This window comes from Paracoccus sp. Ld10 (assembly GCF_045064235.1).
GTDB lineage: Bacteria > Pseudomonadota > Alphaproteobacteria > Rhodobacterales > Rhodobacteraceae > Paracoccus.
Genome location: NZ_JBISHD010000032.1, coordinates 15,312 through 30,541 on the forward strand (window position 1 = coordinate 15,312; position 15,230 = coordinate 30,541).

Below are 15,230 nucleotides of genomic sequence, written 5' to 3' on the forward strand. Positions count from 1 at the left end.
GGACCCGCCCGCGCCCTAAAGACGGGCGGGACACGACCACGAGGAAGGCCGCGCCATGTCACAGCTGCGTACCAAGGGCAAATCAACCGTCGTCTGGATCCTGATGGGTCTGATGGTGCTGGGGCTGGGGGGCTTTGGTATCACCAGCTTTTCGGGCGGCACGACCGAGATCGGTTCGGTTGGCGACACCAAGATCACCGCGGACGACTATGCCCGCGGCCTACAGGCGGAAATGCGGTCCTTTTCCCAGCAGACCGGCCAGCAGATCACCATGCAGCAGGCCCAGCAGATGGGTCTGGCGCAATCGGTTCAGGCCAACCTGATCGCGGCGGCGGCACTGGCCGAACAGGCGCGCGCCATTGGCGTGTCGGTGGGCGATGCGCAGGTCGCGCAGACAATCATGCAGGCGGGCGCGTTTCAGGGCCCGACGGGGACATTCGACCGCGCCGCCTATGCCGAGGTGCTGCGCCGCGAGAACCTGACCGAAGCCGAGTTCGAGACCACCGTCCGCGAGGACGAGGCGCGCCTGCTGTTGCAGCGGGCCGTTGTCGGTGGCGTCACCGCGCCGGCGCCGATGGTCGATCAGACCGCCCGCTGGCTGCTCGAGACGCGCGATTTCAGCTGGCGCGAACTGACCGAGGAGCAGCTGCCCGCAGCCGTCACCGAGCCCGACGAGGCGACGTTGCGTGCCTGGCACGAGGCCAACGGAGAGCGATTTACCGCGCCCGAAACCCGCGCCATCACCTATGCCTGGGTGACGCCCGACATGCTGTCGTCCGAGGTGCAGCTGAACGATGCCGCCCTGCGCGACACCTATGAGCTGAACATCGACCAGTTCCAGCGCCCCGCGCGTCGGATGGTCAGCCGCCTGGTCTTTCCCGACGAGGCACAGGCACAGGCCGCCCGCGAACAGATCGACGCTGACGAGGCGCCATACGAATCCTTTGTTCTGCAGCGCGGCCTGACCCTGGACGACGTCGATCTGGGCGAGGTCACCGAAGCCCAATTGGGCGCGGCCGCCGAGGCCGTCTTTGCGCTGGACCAGCCGGGTGTCGCGGGGCCGCTGCCGACCGATCTGGGACCGGCGCTGTTTTCGGTGAACGCGATTCTGGACCCGGTGGACATTTCGTTCGAGGACGCGCGCGAGGGTCTGCGCGGAGAGGCTGCGCTGTCCGCTGCGGCGCGCCAGATTCAGGATCGCATCCTGGATCTGGAGGACGAACTGGCAGGCGGCGCCACGCTGGAGGATCTGGCCGAGCAGAGCGAACTTGAATTGGGCCGCATCGACTGGACGGCCGAAGCGGTTCCTGCCGAAGGCAGCATCGCTGGATACGAGGCGTTCCGCGAACGTGCGTCGCAAATGGAGAGCACCGATTTCCCTGAATTGGCCGAACTGGCCGATGGCGGCGTGTTTGCTATGCGTCTGGACGAGATCGTGCCCCCGACCCTGCGCCCATTCGAGGAGGTTCGCGACGAGGTTCTGGCCGACTGGCGTCGCGCCGAGGTCCAGCGGCAGCTGCTGGAACTTGCCGCCGATCTGAGCCTGGCCGAGGTTGCCCAGACCGATGCGACGCCGGACGACGCACAGGCCGACGATACCGCCGCCTGGAGCGCGGAGACCGGTCTGGCGCGCAGCGACTGGATGGACGGCCTGCCCCCGCAGTTGCTGTCGCAGGCCTTTGAGGTGACCGAACCCGGTCAGGCCGAGGTCGTCGACGCGGGCGACCGGGTGTTTGTCGTGCGGCTTGACCAGATCAATGATGCCGACCTGTCGCAGCCAGATGCGGCGCAGGTTCTGGACGGTGTGCGATCGCGGCTGGATCAGTCGCTGCAGGTTGATCTGTTCGATTATTATGCGCGCCATGCGCAGCGTCAGTCCGCGGTCCAGCTGAACCAGTCCGCGATCAACGCCATCAACGCCCAGGTCCAGTGATGCAGCTGACGCCGGAGTTTCCGCAGTTCGAGGCCGAATGGGTCGCAGGGCGTAACCAGCTGGTCACGATCCGGCTGGCCGCCGATCTGGACACACCGGTCAGCCTGATGCTGAAGCTGGCCGAGGCCGCCCCGCAGAGCTTCATGCTGGAATCCGTCACCGGGGGCGAATTACGCGGCCGCTATTCGATCGTCGGGATGAAGCCCGATCTGGTCTGGGACTGCCGCGATGGCCGTGCGCGGATCAACCGTCAGGCACGGTTTTCGGGTGATTTTGAGGCCGATCCACGCCCCGCGCTGGACAGCCTGCGCGCCCTGATCGCGGAAAGCCGGATCGATGCGATGCCCGAAGGCGTGCCGCCGGTCGCGGCGGGGCTGTTCGGATATCTGGGGTACGACATGATCCGGCTGGTCGAGGATCTGCCGGATGTTAACCCGGATCCGCTGGACCTGCCTGATGCGATGCTGATGCGTCCGTCGGTCGTGGCCGTGCTGGACGGCGTTCGCGGAGAGGTGACGCTGTGCGCGCATGCATGGCATGATGGTACCGACAATGCGCGCGCGGCCTATGCCCGAGCCGCCGAACGGGTCATGGACGCGCTGCGGTCGTTGGACCGCCAACCGTCCGAGCCCCGGGTGATGGGCCATGAGACGCAGATCGGCACGCCGGTATCCAATTTTGCCAAGCCCGATTATCTTGCCGCGATCGAAACCGCCAAGGACTACATCCGTGCCGGCGATATTTTTCAGGTCGTTCCCAGTCAGCGTTGGCGGATGGACTTTCCACTGCCGCCCTTTGCGCTGTACCGCAGTTTGCGGCGGACAAACCCGTCGCCCTTCATGTTCTTCCTGAATATGGGCGCATTTCAGATCGTCGGTGCAAGTCCCGAAATCCTGGTACGCCTGCGCGACGGCGAAGTGACGATCCGCCCCATCGCCGGAACCCGCCCGCGCGGCGCGGACGATGCGCAGGACCGCGCGCTGGAGGCTGATCTGTTGTCCGACCAGAAGGAACTGGCAGAACACCTGATGCTGCTGGACCTTGGGCGGAACGACGTCGGCCGGGTTGCCAAACCGGGCACCGTTCGACCGACCGAACAGTTCGTCATCGAACGCTATAGCCATGTCATGCATATCGTGTCGAACGTGGTCGGCGAATTGCGTGACGGAGAGGATGCGCTGTCGGCGCTGTTGGCGGGCCTTCCCGCAGGCACGGTATCGGGAGCACCCAAAGTCCGGGCGATGCAGATCATCGACGAACTGGAGCCTGAAAAACGTGGCGTCTATGGCGGTGCAGTCGGCTATTTCGCCGCCAATGGCGAGATGGACATGTGCATCGCGCTGCGGACCGGGGTGGTCAAGGACAAGGCACTGTACATTCAGGCCGGTGGGGGCGTTGTCTATGATAGCGACCCGGAATCGGAGTTTGAGGAAACGGTGAACAAAAGTCGCGCGCTGCAACGTGCGGCCGAGGGCGCATCACGCTTTGTTCGCGGAAACGACTGACGTTACAACAGAAAACGGCGGCCACAAGGACCGCCGTTCGTCTGTCGTGAAGAAAGATCAGTTTGCCGGTGCAGGTTCGGTCGTCATGTCGCCGGTCGGCTCCGTCATCATATCGTCCGCAGGTTCGGTGGCCATCGGGTCTGCCATCGGATCAGCAGGTTCCGTCGCCATGGGGTCTGCCGGCTCTGCCGCCATCGGATCGGCGGCAGGTGCCATCGCCGGGTCTGCGGCAGGATCGGACATCATATCGCCGGCAGGTGCTTCCTGATCGCGGAACACATATTCCGGTGCCGCGTCTGCCTCTTCGCGCGTCAGATCACTGGTGATCTCCTGCGCGTCCGAATTCACCGTAAGATCAGCCCACGGCAGTGCGATTTGTTTCTGGCCTATGCCCAGAAAACCGCCAACGCCGATGATTGCGGCCTTCATCTCGCCGGTTTCGCTGTCGACGATCAGATCGCTGATCGAACCGATATCGGCTCCATCGGGTGACATCACGCTGGTGCCAGTGATCCAGTCGAGACGCCACTCGTTCTCAGCCTGCTGGACCTCGACCTTTTCCGCGGCGGATGCTGCGGCGGCGGAATCATCCGCGTCGTCTGTGGCCATATCGTCCGCTGCCATGTCCGGGGTCGCAGTCTCGGTCATCGGTGCAGTTTCAACGGGGTCCATCGCCGGGTCGGCGGCAGGCGCGGTATCTTGCGCAAACGCCGCGCCGAGGGTCAGAGGCAGAGCAAGGGTAGTGGTCAAAAGCAGCTTACGCATGTCTTTGGTCTCCTGTGTGTGCCTTGCGAGGTGCTTGGGCACCCCGCCATTGGATGCTCAATGCATCGGCACGACCTCAGGTTCCCGCATATGGTGTCGAACATATGGCAGATGAACATCAAGTCATTGATTATAAATCAGTCTTCGCCACGAAACGGTTGCACGTACTGCAATGCCATGTCCCAAGGAAAGAAAATCCATGTATCTTGGCTGACTTCGGTGACGTAGCTTGCGACCATCGGTTTGCCCTTTGGCTTGGCATAGACAGTCGCCAGGTGGGCCTTTGGGTACATTTCGCGGATCAATTCCAGCGTTCGCCCGGAATCGACCAGGTCGTCGACGACCAGAATGCCTTCTCCGTCGCCCATCAGCGCGGGGTCGGGGCGTTTGAGAACCTCCAGCTGGCCCTGGCCCGCTTCGGTTCCGACGCCCTTGTAGGACCGGATCGAGATCGTGTCGATCGTCCGGATGTCCAGCTCCCGGGCAACGATCATCGCGGGAACAAGTCCGCCGCGCGTTACGGCTACGACGGCACGCCAGTCGTGGCCATCCATGCGCCACGCCAGTGCGCGCGCGTCGCGATGCAGCTGGTCCCAGCTTACGTGAAAGCCTTTTTCGTGCGGCAGGCGGTCGTTCATCGTTGTCTCTCCTTCACGGGCGCAGGACCAGGGACAGGCCAAGGGCGGCAATCGCCAACCCGGCCCCCCGGTCGATCCAGAATTTCAGGGCCGCATAGCGTCGCCGCAACAGCGGCAGCGCCATCAGGCTGGCCAGTGCGGTATAGAAGAACAGTTCGACCGACAAGGCCACCGCATAGATCGCGCCCTTGTCGGCGGCGCTGAGGACGGCCGGAAAGATCGACAGCAGGACGGCCGAATAGAACAGCGCGGGTTTGGGGTTCGACAGGTTCAGTGCCATGCCGGACCACAGGCTCATCCCGCCGGAGGCGGCGTCGGGCATGGGGTCGCGGGCGTGGATCCACATCAGGATGCCGATGCGGATCAGATAGGCCCCGCCCAACAGCTTCAGCAAAACCAGCGTCCAGGGGGCGATGCGGAACAGCGCGGTCAGGCCCAGCAACGCGACCAGGCACCAGACCGATGCCCCGATCGCCAGGCCCCACCCATAGGTTAGCGCCCGTCGGCGGCCAAGGGCGAACGCGCCCTGGCTAACGGCGATGACCCCGGGACCGGGGGACAGGATCGCGGCCGACAGCGTGGCCACAAAGATGCCCATCTGTTCGGCCGTGATCTGGATCATCGGAACAGCGCGCCCGTCAGTCCTTCTTGACGGTAGCGATGTCGGGCGCGTCGACAGCCTTCATGCCAACGACATGATAGCCTGCATCGACGTGATGCGTCTCTCCGGTGACGCCGGCGCCAAGGCGGGACAGCAGATACAGGGCGGAATTGCCCACGTCCTCCTGCGTGACATTGCGTCGCAGCGGAGAGTTCAGCTCATTCCACTTCATGATATAGCGGAAGTCGCCGATGCCGCTGGCGGCCAGTGTCTTGATCGGACCCGCGCTGATCGCGTTGACGCGGATATTGTTCTTGCCGAAATCCTCGGCCAGATAGCGGACCGACGCCTCCAGCGCGGCCTTGGCGACGCCCATGACGTTGTAATGCGGCATCACGCGTTCGGCGCCGTAATAGGTCAGCGTCAGCATCGACCCGCCGTCCTTCATCATCGCCGCGGCACGGCGCGCGACAGCAGTGAAGGAATAGACCGAAATGTCCATTGTCATCAGGAAGTTGTCGCGCGTGGTTTCCGCGTACCGCCCGCGCAACTGATCCTTGTCGGAGAACCCGATGGCGTGGACCACGAAATCCAGGCCGTCCCATTTCGCGGCCAGATCGGCGAACAGGGTGTCGATCGACGCCTCGTTCGACACGTCGCAGGGCAGAACCGTGTCCGACCCAAGCTGTGCCGCCAGCGGGTCCACGCGCTTTTTCAGCGCATCGCCCTGATAGCTGAACGCCAGCTCCGCCCCTTCGGCGGCCAACGCCTTTGCGATGCCCCATGCGATCGACTTGTCGTTGGCCAATCCCATGATGAGACCGCGCTTGCCGGCCATCAGGCCGGGCCTCTGCTCGCTTGACATGTCCTGTCCCTCACGCTTTCAACCGTTTCAACGGTGATTAGGGCAACTGCCCTGTCGCAGCAAGCACAAGGAATGCGCGATGAGTGATCGGACCGGAATCTTCGCGGGCGACGACCCGTTCGACATCGCCCGCGCGTGGTTGGGCGAGGCGCGGGCGTCAGAACCCAACGACCCCAATGCCATCGCCCTGGCCAGCGTCGATGCCGACGGCCTGCCGGACGTGCGGATGGTCCTGCTCAAGGACATAGACGGGCAGGGGATGGACGGATCGTTCGTGTTCTATACCAATTATGACAGCGCCAAGGGCCACCAGATCGAGGCTTCGGGCAAGGCTGCCTTTGTGATGCACTGGAAGTCGCTGCATAGACAGATCCGCGTGCGTGGCACTGTCACGCGAGAAGACGGTCCGCAGGCCGACGCCTATTATGAAAGCCGCGCATTGCAGAGCAGGCTTGGGGCGTGGGCCTCGCGGCAGTCGCAACCGCTGGACGCGCGCGCGACGCTGGTGGCCGCGGTCGCCAAGGCCGGGCTGCAGCAAGGGCCGCGACCGGCGCGCCCGCCGTTCTGGGGCGGCTACCGTATCATCCCGTCGCAGATGGAGTTCTGGGCGGACGGCGCATTTCGCCTTCATGATCGCTTCCGCTGGACACGCGGTTCAGGTGCCGGATGGTCGGTCGAAAGATTATCGCCATGATTGCCGCAAATTTCAGATCGACGAACTGGAACAAACCTTTGTCAAGTCTGTTGGCATAGTGCCGTTTCTGCGGCACTGTTGTGTTGTAGTCGGTGCGGGGCGTCATTACTGTCGTGGGGAATTCGGATAGCGTGAACACGGAAATGAAATGACAGAAGAAGGCAGCCTCAAGCTTGTGACAGGGTTGGTCAAGTGGTTCGACCCCTCAAAGGGCTATGGCTTCATTCTGGACGAAAACGGCGGAAGCGATATTCTGCTGCACGGGAACGTGCTGCGCAATTTCGGACGCAGTTCCGTCGCTGATCAATCGCGTGTCCAAGTGCTGGTGCAGCATACAAGCCGCGGCGTTCAGGCCGCCGAGGTCGTGTCCGTAGAGCCGCCGGAAACGGACGGTCAGGCGCCGATCGCCGATCTAGACACTTATATCATTGATAACCTTGACAGCCTTCCGTTGCGCCCTGCACGGGTAAAGTGGTTTGACAAGTCGAAGGGCTTTGGTTTCGCGAATATCTTTGGCCATTCCGAAGATGTTTTTATCCATATCGAGGTGTTGCGCCATTCCGGTTTTGCAGACCTTGTCATCGGCGAGGCGCTCTGCTTGCGGGTCGTCCAAGGGCCCAGAGGGTTGATGGCGGCCCAGATCGCCGCGTGGGATGCGGCCCAGAACCCCGGCGACGCGTCGTCTGATGTCGGATCGTTGTCACATGTCGCTGAGTAAGCTTGCCCTTGCCATCACCCTTGCGCTCGCCGCGCCTGTTTCCGCCCAGCAGGTGGTTCCCGTCGCCGACGTGGAATGCCGCGCCGATCTGGCGCTGATCCAAACGTCGCAACAAGAGGCGCTGGCGTTTGACATAGAGATCGCCGACACACCCGAATCGCGTGCGCAAGGTCTGATGTTCCGCCGTGATCTGCCCGCCGGGCAGGGGATGTTGTTCATATATCCAAACGCACAACCTGTCAGCTTCTGGATGCGTAACACGCTGATTCCCCTTGATCTGGTCTTTGCGGACGATACGGGCGTCATTCGCCATATTCATCCCAATGCGCGTCCGCTGGACGAGACGCCTATTCCCGGGGCCGCTGTGGGCGATCCGCAGCCAGCGAGGATGTACGTCCTTGAAATCGCTGGCGGAGAGGCTGCCAGACTGGGCCTTGCACCCGGGCAACCGCTGGCCCATCCCTCGCTCGACGGCACCGCCGCGGCCTGGCCGTGCAGCTAGGGCTTTTCACCGGCGTCGGCTTGCGCTAAAGCGCGTGTGTCGGGGCGTAGCGCAGCCTGGTAGCGCGACGGTTTTGGGAACCGTAGGCCGTAGGTTCGAATCCTATCGCCCCGACCATTATTGAGCCCCGCTAGACGGTCGTGGGTTGCAAGTGTTGTGTCGGTTGCGCAGCTCACAGCGTCTCAGCCAAGCCATCCGAAATTGCCAGTAACAACGCCACCTACCGCTCGATCACCGCCGCAACGTGTTTCAAAGATCAGGCCATGTGCGTGGCGATTTCCTTGAGATCGGCACCTGTTTCCAGAAGACGCTTGGGCGCCGTGGAGTCCATTAGTCGCGGCGGTCCAACGAAAGGGATATGATTAGCCCGTTTGCCGCAGGAGTGGTGGATGGCTGGAAAGCCAGAGATACCCTAGGGTGTTGTGCTGAACCTGCGGCACGTTGGAGTTCTGCAAGAGGGGGTACGGCAAGTCGGTATAGGAAGCTGTGCGGCAGATCGGCGCGACGGTGCAGATCTATTGCCAGTGGCGCAAAGAGGATGTTGGGATCAGCCAGGATCAGCGCAAACGGCTGAAGGAGCTCGAGACGGAGAATCAGCGCCTCAGACGAGTGGTATCTGAACTAGCGTTGAACAACATAACTTTGGGGGAGGCTGCCTGGGCAAAACTCCCAGCCCTTCCCGCCGTCGAGAGTGCATCGATCATGTGCGGCAGATTGTCCGAATCTCCGAGCGTCGGGCCTGTTGCACACTGGGTCGACAACGGTCCATGTCAGCAGCAAAGGTCCCTGCGGTCTGGCCGACGAAGAGCGGCTGAACGAGGACATCATCGCGCTGACGCAAGAGTTCGGGCGCTATGGCTACCGCATGATCACCGGCACGCTGAACAACAGCGGCTGGCATTTGAACCATAAATGGGTCGAACGGATGTGGAGGCAGAAAGCGCTGCACGTCCCGCAAAAGCAAGCCAAGAAAGAGCGGCTTTGGTTGAACGATGATTCCTGCGTCCGGCTGAGGCCGGAAAGACTCGATCACGTCCGGTCCTATGATTTTGTCCAGGACCGCGCGTAGGATGGGCAATTTGCCTCACCATCATTGACGAGGTCACGACAGAGGCCCTGATGATACGGGACAAACGCAAGCTCAACTCGACCGACGTCGTCGACGCCTTGACCGTTCTGTTTTATCCTGCGCGCTCGTCCGGAGTTCAGAAGGTCGGACGATAGCGGTGAATTCACGGCCAAAAAAAATGCTGGTCTGGTTTGGGGCGGTCGGTACCAAAACAACCTCTATCACGCCAGGATCACCATGAGAGAACGGCTACTGCGAGAGCTTCATTCCCGGTTTCGGGACGAGTTCCTGAACGACGAGGTCTTCTCCACGCTGCGTGAGGCCCGGATCCTGATCGAGCGATGCCGCCGCCATTACAACATCGTAAGGCCGCATAGCTCCCTCCGATACCGCCCGCCCATGCCCGAGAGCGTCCTGCCAACATGCCGACCATGCACCAACAATCAAATCCGACCATTCGGGGCGCACGCCAGACCGCAGTTACGAATCCCATCGCCCAGACCACATCTTCCATCAAGGTATGGAAAAGGGGCCACAGGGCCCCTTGGTTTCGCGTTGTGTCTGTTTCAGGCAGCTTTGTAGGCGTCCAGCTCACTGACGATGGGCTGCATGCCGTCTCCGCGCGTATAGTATCCGTACATCTGCTCCAACGCGGCGTCTGCTTGCTGGCTGCGTTTGCGATCCGCGATGCTTAGCGGCTTTTGTGTCTGGTTCGACATTGTGATTCTCCGATCAGGGCGTTTCCTCCCACGGGGGTCAGATATCCACGAAGACGCCACATTACACCCGCCGTGACGCAAGGTCAGGGCGGGTGCAAGGCAGCCATGCGCCCGTAGAGGGTCAGCCGATGCGCAGCATCCGGTGCTTTTTCTTGCCGATCGAGATTTTGATCCCCCGCTCCAACGCCGACGGATCAATCGTCATCTGTGGGTCGGTGACCGGTTCGTTGTCGGCACGCAGGCCGCCTTCGGCCACCAGACGCTTGACCTCCTTGCCGCTTGCCACGATGCCCGACTGGACAAGGGCCTGCGCGATGGTCACGCCCTGGGCCTGGTCGGCGGGCAGCAGCGCAACTTCCAGATCGCCGCCGGCACCACCCTCCTGAAAGACCGCGCGAGCGGTGGCCTCGGCGCTGGCGGCGGCCTCGGCGCCGTGCAGCAGGGTCGTGACCTCGTTGGCCAGGCGGACCTTGGCCTCGTTGATCTCGGATCCTTGCAGCGCGCCCATGCGGTTGCATTCGTCCACCGGCAGTTCGGTGTACAGCTTCAGGAACCGGCCAACGTCAGCATCCGTGGTGTTGCGCCAGAACTGCCAGAACTCATAGGGCGACAGCATGTCCGCCGACAGCCAGGTGGCACCACCAGCCGACTTTCCCATCTTGCGCCCGTCGCTGGTGGTCAACAGCGGCGATGTCAGGCCCCACACCTGCGCATCGTCCACGCGGCGGGTCAGGTCGATACCGTTGACGATGTTGCCCCACTGGTCGGACCCGCCCATTTGCAACACACAACCGTGGCGGCGGTTCAGTTCGAGGAAGTCATAGGACTGCAGAATCATGTAGTTGAACTCAAGAAAGCTCAGCGACTGTTCCCGGTCCAGCCGCGACTTGACCGACTCGAACGACAGCATCCGGTTGACACTGAAATGGCGGCCAATGTTGCGCAGAAAGGTCAGATAATTCAGCCCGTCCAGCCATTCGGCATTGTTCAGCATCATCGCCCGGTCGGGACCATAGTCCAGATAGCGGGCAAACACGCGGCCCATCCCGTCGATATTGCTTTGGATCGCCGCGTCGTCCAACAGAGGACGCTCGTCGCTGCGAAACGATGGATCACCGACCTTGGTGGTGCCGCCGCCCATCAGGGTCAGGGGTCTGTTCCCGGTCTTCTGGAACCAGCGCAGCATCATGATGTTCAGCAGGTGGCCGACATGCAGGCTGGCCGCCGTCGCATCGTAGCCGATATAGGCCGTGATGGGCCCAGCCATCAGCGCCTGATCCAGACCCGCATAATCCGTGCAGTCGGCCAGATAGCCGCGTTCGGACATGATGCGCAGAAAGTCGGACTTGGGCTGATAGGTCATGGGCTTCATCCTTTTGTGTCCGCGCGATATACAAGCTGGAACAGCGAAGGAAAAGCGATGATCCGGGCTTTGGGGATGATGTCAGGTACGTCGCTGGACGGTGTCGATGCGGCGATGATCGACACGGACGGCGTGCGGATCGGTGGGTTCGGCGACAGCGCCTTTCACGCATACGGGAGCAACGAAGCGGCCGTTCTGCACGCAGGGTTGGGTCTGTGGCCCGACGCGCCACAGGTCCCTGACCTGGCCGAACTGGTGCAGGCGGTCCATGCTGATCTGGCGCGGCAGTTCACGGACGCCCAGCTGATCGGGTTTCATGGTCAGACGCTGGCCCATGATCCACGCGGGCGCGGCACGCATCAGGCGGGCGACGGTGCGGCGCTGGCGCGCGCCTTGGATCGTCCCGTCGTCTGGGATTTCCGCTCTGAGGATGTGCGTCAGGGAGGCGAGGGCGCGCCGCTGGTGCCGTTCTTCCATTGGGCCTGTGCGAACTGGGCCGTAGGGCAGGGGCATCTGCCTGCCGCTCCGGTGGCGTTTCTGAACCTTGGCGGGGTCGGCAACATCAGCTGGGTCGACCCCACGGCCTGTGCACCCGAGGCGTCGGGCGCCTGTATCGCGTTCGACACGGGCCCCGCGAATGCGCCCCTGAACGACCTGATGCGCCGGCGCAGGCACCAGTCGCACGACGAGGGCGGCGCCCTGGCCGCCAGCGGGACCCCTGATGCGACGGTCGTAGCGGCGTTTCTGGATGATCCGTGGTTTCGTAGGCCGCCGCCCAAATCGCTGGACCGTGATCATTTCGCGGACCTGTCGCATGCTGTCGCGTCGCTGCCGGACGGCGATGCGGCGGCGACGTTGGTCGCGGCATTGGCCGGATCGGTCGCCGCTGGCATGACATGGCTGCCGTCCGCGCCGACACAACTGTTGGTCTGCGGCGGCGGTCGGCACAATGCCGCGATCATGGCAGCGCTGAGACGCGTCGTACCGGGACCGGTGCATCCGGTGGAAGCGATCGGGCTGAACGGCGACATGCTGGAGGCGCAGGCCTTTGGCTGGCTCGCCGTCCGGGTGCTGCGGGGGTTGCCGATTTCGGGGCCGATGACCACGGGCGTTCCCGGGCCGGTCTGCGGTGGTCGCATTAGCCACCCACGCTGATGTGAGGAGACCAGACAAATGTTTAAGGAACGGTCGGCAGATTGACGGCGTTGATGCTGTGAAGATGACAAAAGATGTCGTTGAAACAAAGTATTGATGCGGAGATCTAGAATGAAAACCCTCATGGTGACGACGGCTGCTGCGATGGCATTTGCGACGCCCCTGTTTGCACAGGATGCGACGACCCCCCCGGCCACCGATGCGATGCCGGCAGAGACGATGCCTGCCGAGACGATGCCGACCGACGCGATGCCGGCGGAGACCATGCCTGCAGAAACGATGCCTGCAGACGAGATGGCGACCGACATGAGCGACATGGAAGTGATGCTCTCGGCCGAAAATCTGGGTCTGACCGCATCATGGCTGCAGGGCCGCGCGATCTATACGACCAATCAGCCGTCGACGACCGAATGGACAGATGCGACCGGCGACGCCATTCCGGATGAGTGGAATGAGATTGCAACCGTGTCCGATATCGTGATGTCCCCAGAGGGACAGGTCATGGGCTATATCGCGGATATTGGTGGTTTCCTGGGGATGGGCACGCACACCGTGCTTCTGGATCGCGAAACCCTGAACATGGCGATGTTCGGTGACGATACGGTTCTGGCAACCAACTACAGCCAGGAAGAACTGGAAGCGCTGCCGGAATTCGACATGGAAACGATCCGCGACTGATCCGGCTTTGTTCATTACCAGTTGCATGGTTCATCGGGGTGCCCACTGGGCGCCCCTTTTGCGTTGTTTGCGTTTTGTTTCAATGATTTGCCTAAAACCGGCAAAATTCGTGCAACGCGCCCTTGACGCCGTGCCACGGGCTGCGTAAACCCCGGCCTACTCCGGCGGGCGATCGTCCGGGGGATGAGTTGGGCGGTTGTAGCTCAGTTGGTTAGAGTACCGGCCTGTCACGCCGGGGGTCGCGGGTTCGAGCCCCGTCAACCGCGCCACAACTCATCATTCGCCCGAAGGAAATGCGCGGTTGTAGCTCAGTTGGTTAGAGTACCGGCCTGTCACGCCGGGGGTCGCGGGTTCGAGCCCCGTCAACCGCGCCATTTCTTCCCTTTCCCTCATCGACAGGATCACGCTAAGACAGCGGCGATTTTGCGTATCGGAGGATGTGATGACGGACACGGTCCAAGCCCGGCAACTGATCGAGGCACTTGGCGCTGCGGCACGCGACGCTGCTGTGGTGCTGGCGCAGACGCCAGCGGGACCAAAGCGTGCGGCCCTGCTGGCCGCAGCAGACGCCATCACGACCCGCACCCCCGACATTTTGGCCGCCAACGCCCTTGATCTGGATTATGCCCGGAAAAAAGGGCTTTCGGACGCGATGCTGGACCGGCTGAGACTGGATGAACCGCGCATACTGGCCATCGCGCAAAGCCTTAGGGATGTGGCCGAACAGGAAGACCCCGTCGGGCAGGTGATTGCGGAATGGGATCGGCCAACCGGTCTGCATATCCGCCGCGTGCGCACACCGATCGGTGTCATCGGGGTGATCTATGAAAGCCGGCCGAATGTCACCGCGGATGCCGGGGCGCTGGCGCTGAAATCCGGCAACGCGGTGATTCTGCGCGGCGGGTCCGAAAGCCTGCATTCCAGTGGTGCGATCCATGCCTGCATGGTCGACGGCCTTCGCGCGGCGGACCTGCCGGAAACCGCCATCCAGATGGTGCCGACGCGCGACCGCGCGGCGGTCAGTGCCATGCTGGGCGCGCAGGGGTTGATCGACGTGATCATTCCGCGCGGTGGCAAGGGTCTGGTGGGCCTTGTGCAGGAGCAGGCGCGTGTGCCGGTCTTTGCGCATCTGGAGGGGATCTGCCACATCTATGCGGACAGGGCCGCCGATCTGGACAAGGCGCGCCGGGTTGTGCTGAACGCCAAGACACGGCGCACGGGGGTCTGCGGATCGGTCGAATGCCTGCTGATCGACCGTGCGTTTTACGCGCGTCATGGCGATGTGCTGATCCGCGACCTGCTGGACGCCGGAGTAGAGGTGCGGGCCGACGGCGAACTGGCTCAGATCAGGGGTACAGTCGCGGCCAAACCGGATGATTTCGGGCGCGAGTTTCTGGACATGATCATTGCCGTCAAGCTGGTGGACGGCGTTGCCGAGGCCATCGCCCATATCCGCCGCTATGGCAGCCAGCATACCGAATCGATTCTGACCGAGGATGACGCGACGGCCGAACGGTTCTTTGCCGGTCTCGACAGCGCGATTCTGATGCGCAACGCCTCGACCCAGTTTGCGGATGGCGGTGAGTTCGGCATGGGAGCGGAGATCGGTATTGCGACGGGAAAGATGCATGCCCGTGGCCCGGTCGGGGCCGAACAACTGACCAGCTTCAAATATCTGGTGACAGGCGACGGCACGATCCGCGCCTGAAGGGCGGCGGCGGCGAAGGTTGAGTGTCATGCGCGGTTACATTCGCCCGTCCTGCCCCAATACGCACCTTTTGGTGCCGTGATCGCCTGTCTGGTGGTGTCCACCATGACCCGGCTGCGTCAGGCGTCTGTAATGCGCGCGGACATTATTGCGCTTTGCGTGATGGCAGTGGTGCCCAGCCGCGACGACGCGGCGGTCACGGACTTTCGGTTATCTGTCGTCCTGTTCTGAAACGGTCTGAACGCAAGAGACACGGTGCAACGAACATGCGCAGACCGGCCGCCAAACCCAGTGCTATCTAAACTCATCTGACATCA

The 15,230-nt window shown here is 62.7% G+C and carries 17 protein-coding genes and 3 tRNA genes; 14 read left to right on the forward strand and 6 right to left on the reverse strand.

Features of this window, described 5'->3' with window-relative positions:
- The first annotated feature begins 55 nt into the window (after positions 1–55).
- Positions 56–1,933 carry a SurA N-terminal domain-containing protein gene (locus tag ACJJVR_RS13910; RefSeq protein ID WP_405405455.1) on the forward strand — a complete coding sequence of 626 codons (1,878 nt, stop codon included), beginning with the start codon at positions 56–58 and terminating at the stop codon, positions 1,931–1,933.
- Positions 1,933–3,438 (forward strand): anthranilate synthase component I, encoded by a 1,506-nt coding sequence (trpE, locus tag ACJJVR_RS13915; protein ID WP_405405457.1) that lies wholly within the window; start codon positions 1,933–1,935, stop codon positions 3,436–3,438. Before ACJJVR_RS13910 ends, trpE begins: the two co-directional genes overlap by 1 nt.
- Before the next feature lie 57 nt (positions 3,439–3,495).
- Here the strand turns inward: trpE and ACJJVR_RS13920 are convergent, their stop codons facing one another.
- The 4 genes from ACJJVR_RS13920 to fabI form a co-directional block, all read right to left on the reverse strand.
- Positions 3,496–4,203, reverse strand: a complete 708-nt coding sequence (locus ACJJVR_RS13920; protein ID WP_405405459.1) for a PRC-barrel domain-containing protein — start codon at positions 4,201–4,203, stop codon at positions 3,496–3,498.
- 137 nt (positions 4,204–4,340) lie between these two features.
- Positions 4,341–4,841, reverse strand: coding sequence for a xanthine phosphoribosyltransferase (gpt, locus tag ACJJVR_RS13925; RefSeq protein WP_405405461.1), 501 nt, complete (start codon positions 4,839–4,841; stop codon positions 4,341–4,343).
- A gap of 13 nt (positions 4,842–4,854) precedes the next feature.
- The gene (locus ACJJVR_RS13930; protein ID WP_405405462.1) at positions 4,855–5,463 is read right to left on the reverse strand and encodes a LysE family translocator; all 609 of its coding nucleotides are present in this window, start codon (positions 5,461–5,463) and stop codon (positions 4,855–4,857) included.
- Between the two features lie 16 nt (positions 5,464–5,479).
- Entirely contained in the window at positions 5,480–6,307 is an 828-nt protein-coding gene (gene fabI / locus ACJJVR_RS13935) for an enoyl-ACP reductase FabI (protein WP_405405464.1), read from the reverse strand.
- Between the two features lie 79 nt (positions 6,308–6,386).
- Between fabI and pdxH the strand changes: the two genes are divergently transcribed.
- The 6 genes from pdxH to ACJJVR_RS13965 all read left to right on the forward strand — a co-directional run bounded on the left by pdxH (position 6,387) and on the right by ACJJVR_RS13965 (position 9,872).
- A complete protein-coding gene (gene pdxH, locus ACJJVR_RS13940) occupies positions 6,387–7,001 on the forward strand; it encodes a pyridoxamine 5'-phosphate oxidase (RefSeq protein ID WP_405405466.1) in 615 nt (204 codons plus the stop codon).
- Between the two features lie 148 nt (positions 7,002–7,149).
- Positions 7,150–7,719 (forward strand): cold-shock protein, encoded by a 570-nt coding sequence (locus ACJJVR_RS13945; RefSeq protein WP_405405467.1) that lies wholly within the window; start codon positions 7,150–7,152, stop codon positions 7,717–7,719.
- On the forward strand, positions 7,706–8,221 hold the full coding sequence (locus ACJJVR_RS13950; RefSeq protein ID WP_405405469.1) for a DUF192 domain-containing protein: 516 nt from the start codon (positions 7,706–7,708) through the stop codon (positions 8,219–8,221). The genes ACJJVR_RS13945 and ACJJVR_RS13950 overlap by 14 nt, the downstream gene beginning before the upstream one ends.
- Before the next feature lie 40 nt (positions 8,222–8,261).
- Positions 8,262–8,338: transfer RNA gene (locus ACJJVR_RS13955), tRNA-Pro, on the forward strand.
- Between the two features lie 625 nt (positions 8,339–8,963).
- A complete protein-coding gene (locus ACJJVR_RS13960) occupies positions 8,964–9,290 on the forward strand; it encodes an IS3 family transposase (protein ID WP_405405470.1) in 327 nt (108 codons plus the stop codon).
- Between the two features lie 237 nt (positions 9,291–9,527).
- Positions 9,528–9,872 carry an integrase core domain-containing protein gene (locus ACJJVR_RS13965; RefSeq protein WP_405405471.1) on the forward strand — a complete coding sequence of 115 codons (345 nt, stop codon included), beginning with the start codon at positions 9,528–9,530 and terminating at the stop codon, positions 9,870–9,872.
- On the opposite strand, the gene ACJJVR_RS13970 is transcribed toward ACJJVR_RS13965, so the two are convergent.
- Together ACJJVR_RS13970 and tyrS are read right to left on the reverse strand one after the other, a co-directional pair.
- Positions 9,857–10,009 carry a hypothetical protein gene (locus tag ACJJVR_RS13970; RefSeq protein ID WP_405405472.1) on the reverse strand — a complete coding sequence of 51 codons (153 nt, stop codon included), beginning with the start codon at positions 10,007–10,009 and terminating at the stop codon, positions 9,857–9,859. The two genes, ACJJVR_RS13965 and ACJJVR_RS13970, sit on opposite strands and share 16 nt — an antisense overlap.
- 121 nt (positions 10,010–10,130) lie before the next feature.
- Positions 10,131–11,372, reverse strand: coding sequence for a tyrosine--tRNA ligase (tyrS, locus tag ACJJVR_RS13975; protein ID WP_405405474.1), 1,242 nt, complete (start codon positions 11,370–11,372; stop codon positions 10,131–10,133).
- 57 nt (positions 11,373–11,429) lie between these two features.
- Between tyrS and ACJJVR_RS13980 the strand changes: the two genes are divergently transcribed.
- From ACJJVR_RS13980 to ACJJVR_RS14005, 6 genes are all read left to right on the forward strand, one after another.
- Positions 11,430–12,527: an anhydro-N-acetylmuramic acid kinase gene (locus ACJJVR_RS13980; RefSeq protein ID WP_405405475.1), complete on the forward strand. Its 1,098-nt coding sequence runs from the start codon at positions 11,430–11,432 to the stop codon at positions 12,525–12,527.
- Between the two features lie 234 nt (positions 12,528–12,761).
- Complete coding sequence (locus tag ACJJVR_RS13985; RefSeq protein ID WP_405405476.1) at positions 12,762–13,205, forward strand: hypothetical protein; 444 nt, start codon at positions 12,762–12,764, stop codon at positions 13,203–13,205.
- A gap of 192 nt (positions 13,206–13,397) precedes the next feature.
- A tRNA-Asp gene (locus tag ACJJVR_RS13990) sits at positions 13,398–13,474 on the forward strand.
- A 28-nt stretch (positions 13,475–13,502) separates the two neighbouring features.
- Positions 13,503–13,579, forward strand: a tRNA-Asp gene (locus ACJJVR_RS13995).
- Between the two features lie 68 nt (positions 13,580–13,647).
- On the forward strand, positions 13,648–14,913 hold the full coding sequence (locus ACJJVR_RS14000) for a glutamate-5-semialdehyde dehydrogenase (protein WP_405405477.1): 1,266 nt from the start codon (positions 13,648–13,650) through the stop codon (positions 14,911–14,913).
- 78 nt (positions 14,914–14,991) lie between these two features.
- Positions 14,992–15,144 (forward strand): hypothetical protein, encoded by a 153-nt coding sequence (locus ACJJVR_RS14005; RefSeq protein ID WP_405405479.1) that lies wholly within the window; start codon positions 14,992–14,994, stop codon positions 15,142–15,144.
- Positions 15,145–15,230 lie beyond the last annotated feature (86 nt).

What these genes read in the sequence shown, in the direction of transcription:
- fabI (WP_405405464.1), bottom strand. Translation starts at nt 6,307, where the DNA reads ATGTCAAGCGAGCAGAGGCCCGGCCTGATGGCCGGCAAGCGCGGTCTC.
- ACJJVR_RS13985 (WP_405405476.1), top strand. Translation starts at nt 12,762, where the DNA reads ATGCCGACCGACGCGATGCCGGCGGAGACCATGCCTGCAGAAACGATG.
- ACJJVR_RS13910 (WP_405405455.1), top strand. Translation starts at nt 56, where the DNA reads ATGTCACAGCTGCGTACCAAGGGCAAATCAACCGTCGTCTGGATCCTG.
- ACJJVR_RS13930 (WP_405405462.1), bottom strand. Translation starts at nt 5,463, where the DNA reads ATGATCCAGATCACGGCCGAACAGATGGGCATCTTTGTGGCCACGCTG.
- ACJJVR_RS13970 (WP_405405472.1), bottom strand. Translation starts at nt 10,009, where the DNA reads ATGTCGAACCAGACACAAAAGCCGCTAAGCATCGCGGATCGCAAACGC.
- ACJJVR_RS13980 (WP_405405475.1), top strand. Translation starts at nt 11,430, where the DNA reads ATGATCCGGGCTTTGGGGATGATGTCAGGTACGTCGCTGGACGGTGTC.
- ACJJVR_RS14000 (WP_405405477.1), top strand. Translation starts at nt 13,648, where the DNA reads ATGACGGACACGGTCCAAGCCCGGCAACTGATCGAGGCACTTGGCGCT.
- ACJJVR_RS13945 (WP_405405467.1), top strand. Translation starts at nt 7,150, where the DNA reads ATGACAGAAGAAGGCAGCCTCAAGCTTGTGACAGGGTTGGTCAAGTGG.
- pdxH (WP_405405466.1), top strand. Translation starts at nt 6,387, where the DNA reads ATGAGTGATCGGACCGGAATCTTCGCGGGCGACGACCCGTTCGACATC.
- ACJJVR_RS13965 (WP_405405471.1), top strand. Translation starts at nt 9,528, where the DNA reads ATGAGAGAACGGCTACTGCGAGAGCTTCATTCCCGGTTTCGGGACGAG.
- trpE (WP_405405457.1), top strand. Translation starts at nt 1,933, where the DNA reads ATGCAGCTGACGCCGGAGTTTCCGCAGTTCGAGGCCGAATGGGTCGCA.
- tyrS (WP_405405474.1), bottom strand. Translation starts at nt 11,372, where the DNA reads ATGACCTATCAGCCCAAGTCCGACTTTCTGCGCATCATGTCCGAACGC.
- ACJJVR_RS13920 (WP_405405459.1), bottom strand. Translation starts at nt 4,203, where the DNA reads ATGCGTAAGCTGCTTTTGACCACTACCCTTGCTCTGCCTCTGACCCTC.
- ACJJVR_RS13950 (WP_405405469.1), top strand. Translation starts at nt 7,706, where the DNA reads ATGTCGCTGAGTAAGCTTGCCCTTGCCATCACCCTTGCGCTCGCCGCG.
- gpt (WP_405405461.1), bottom strand. Translation starts at nt 4,841, where the DNA reads ATGAACGACCGCCTGCCGCACGAAAAAGGCTTTCACGTAAGCTGGGAC.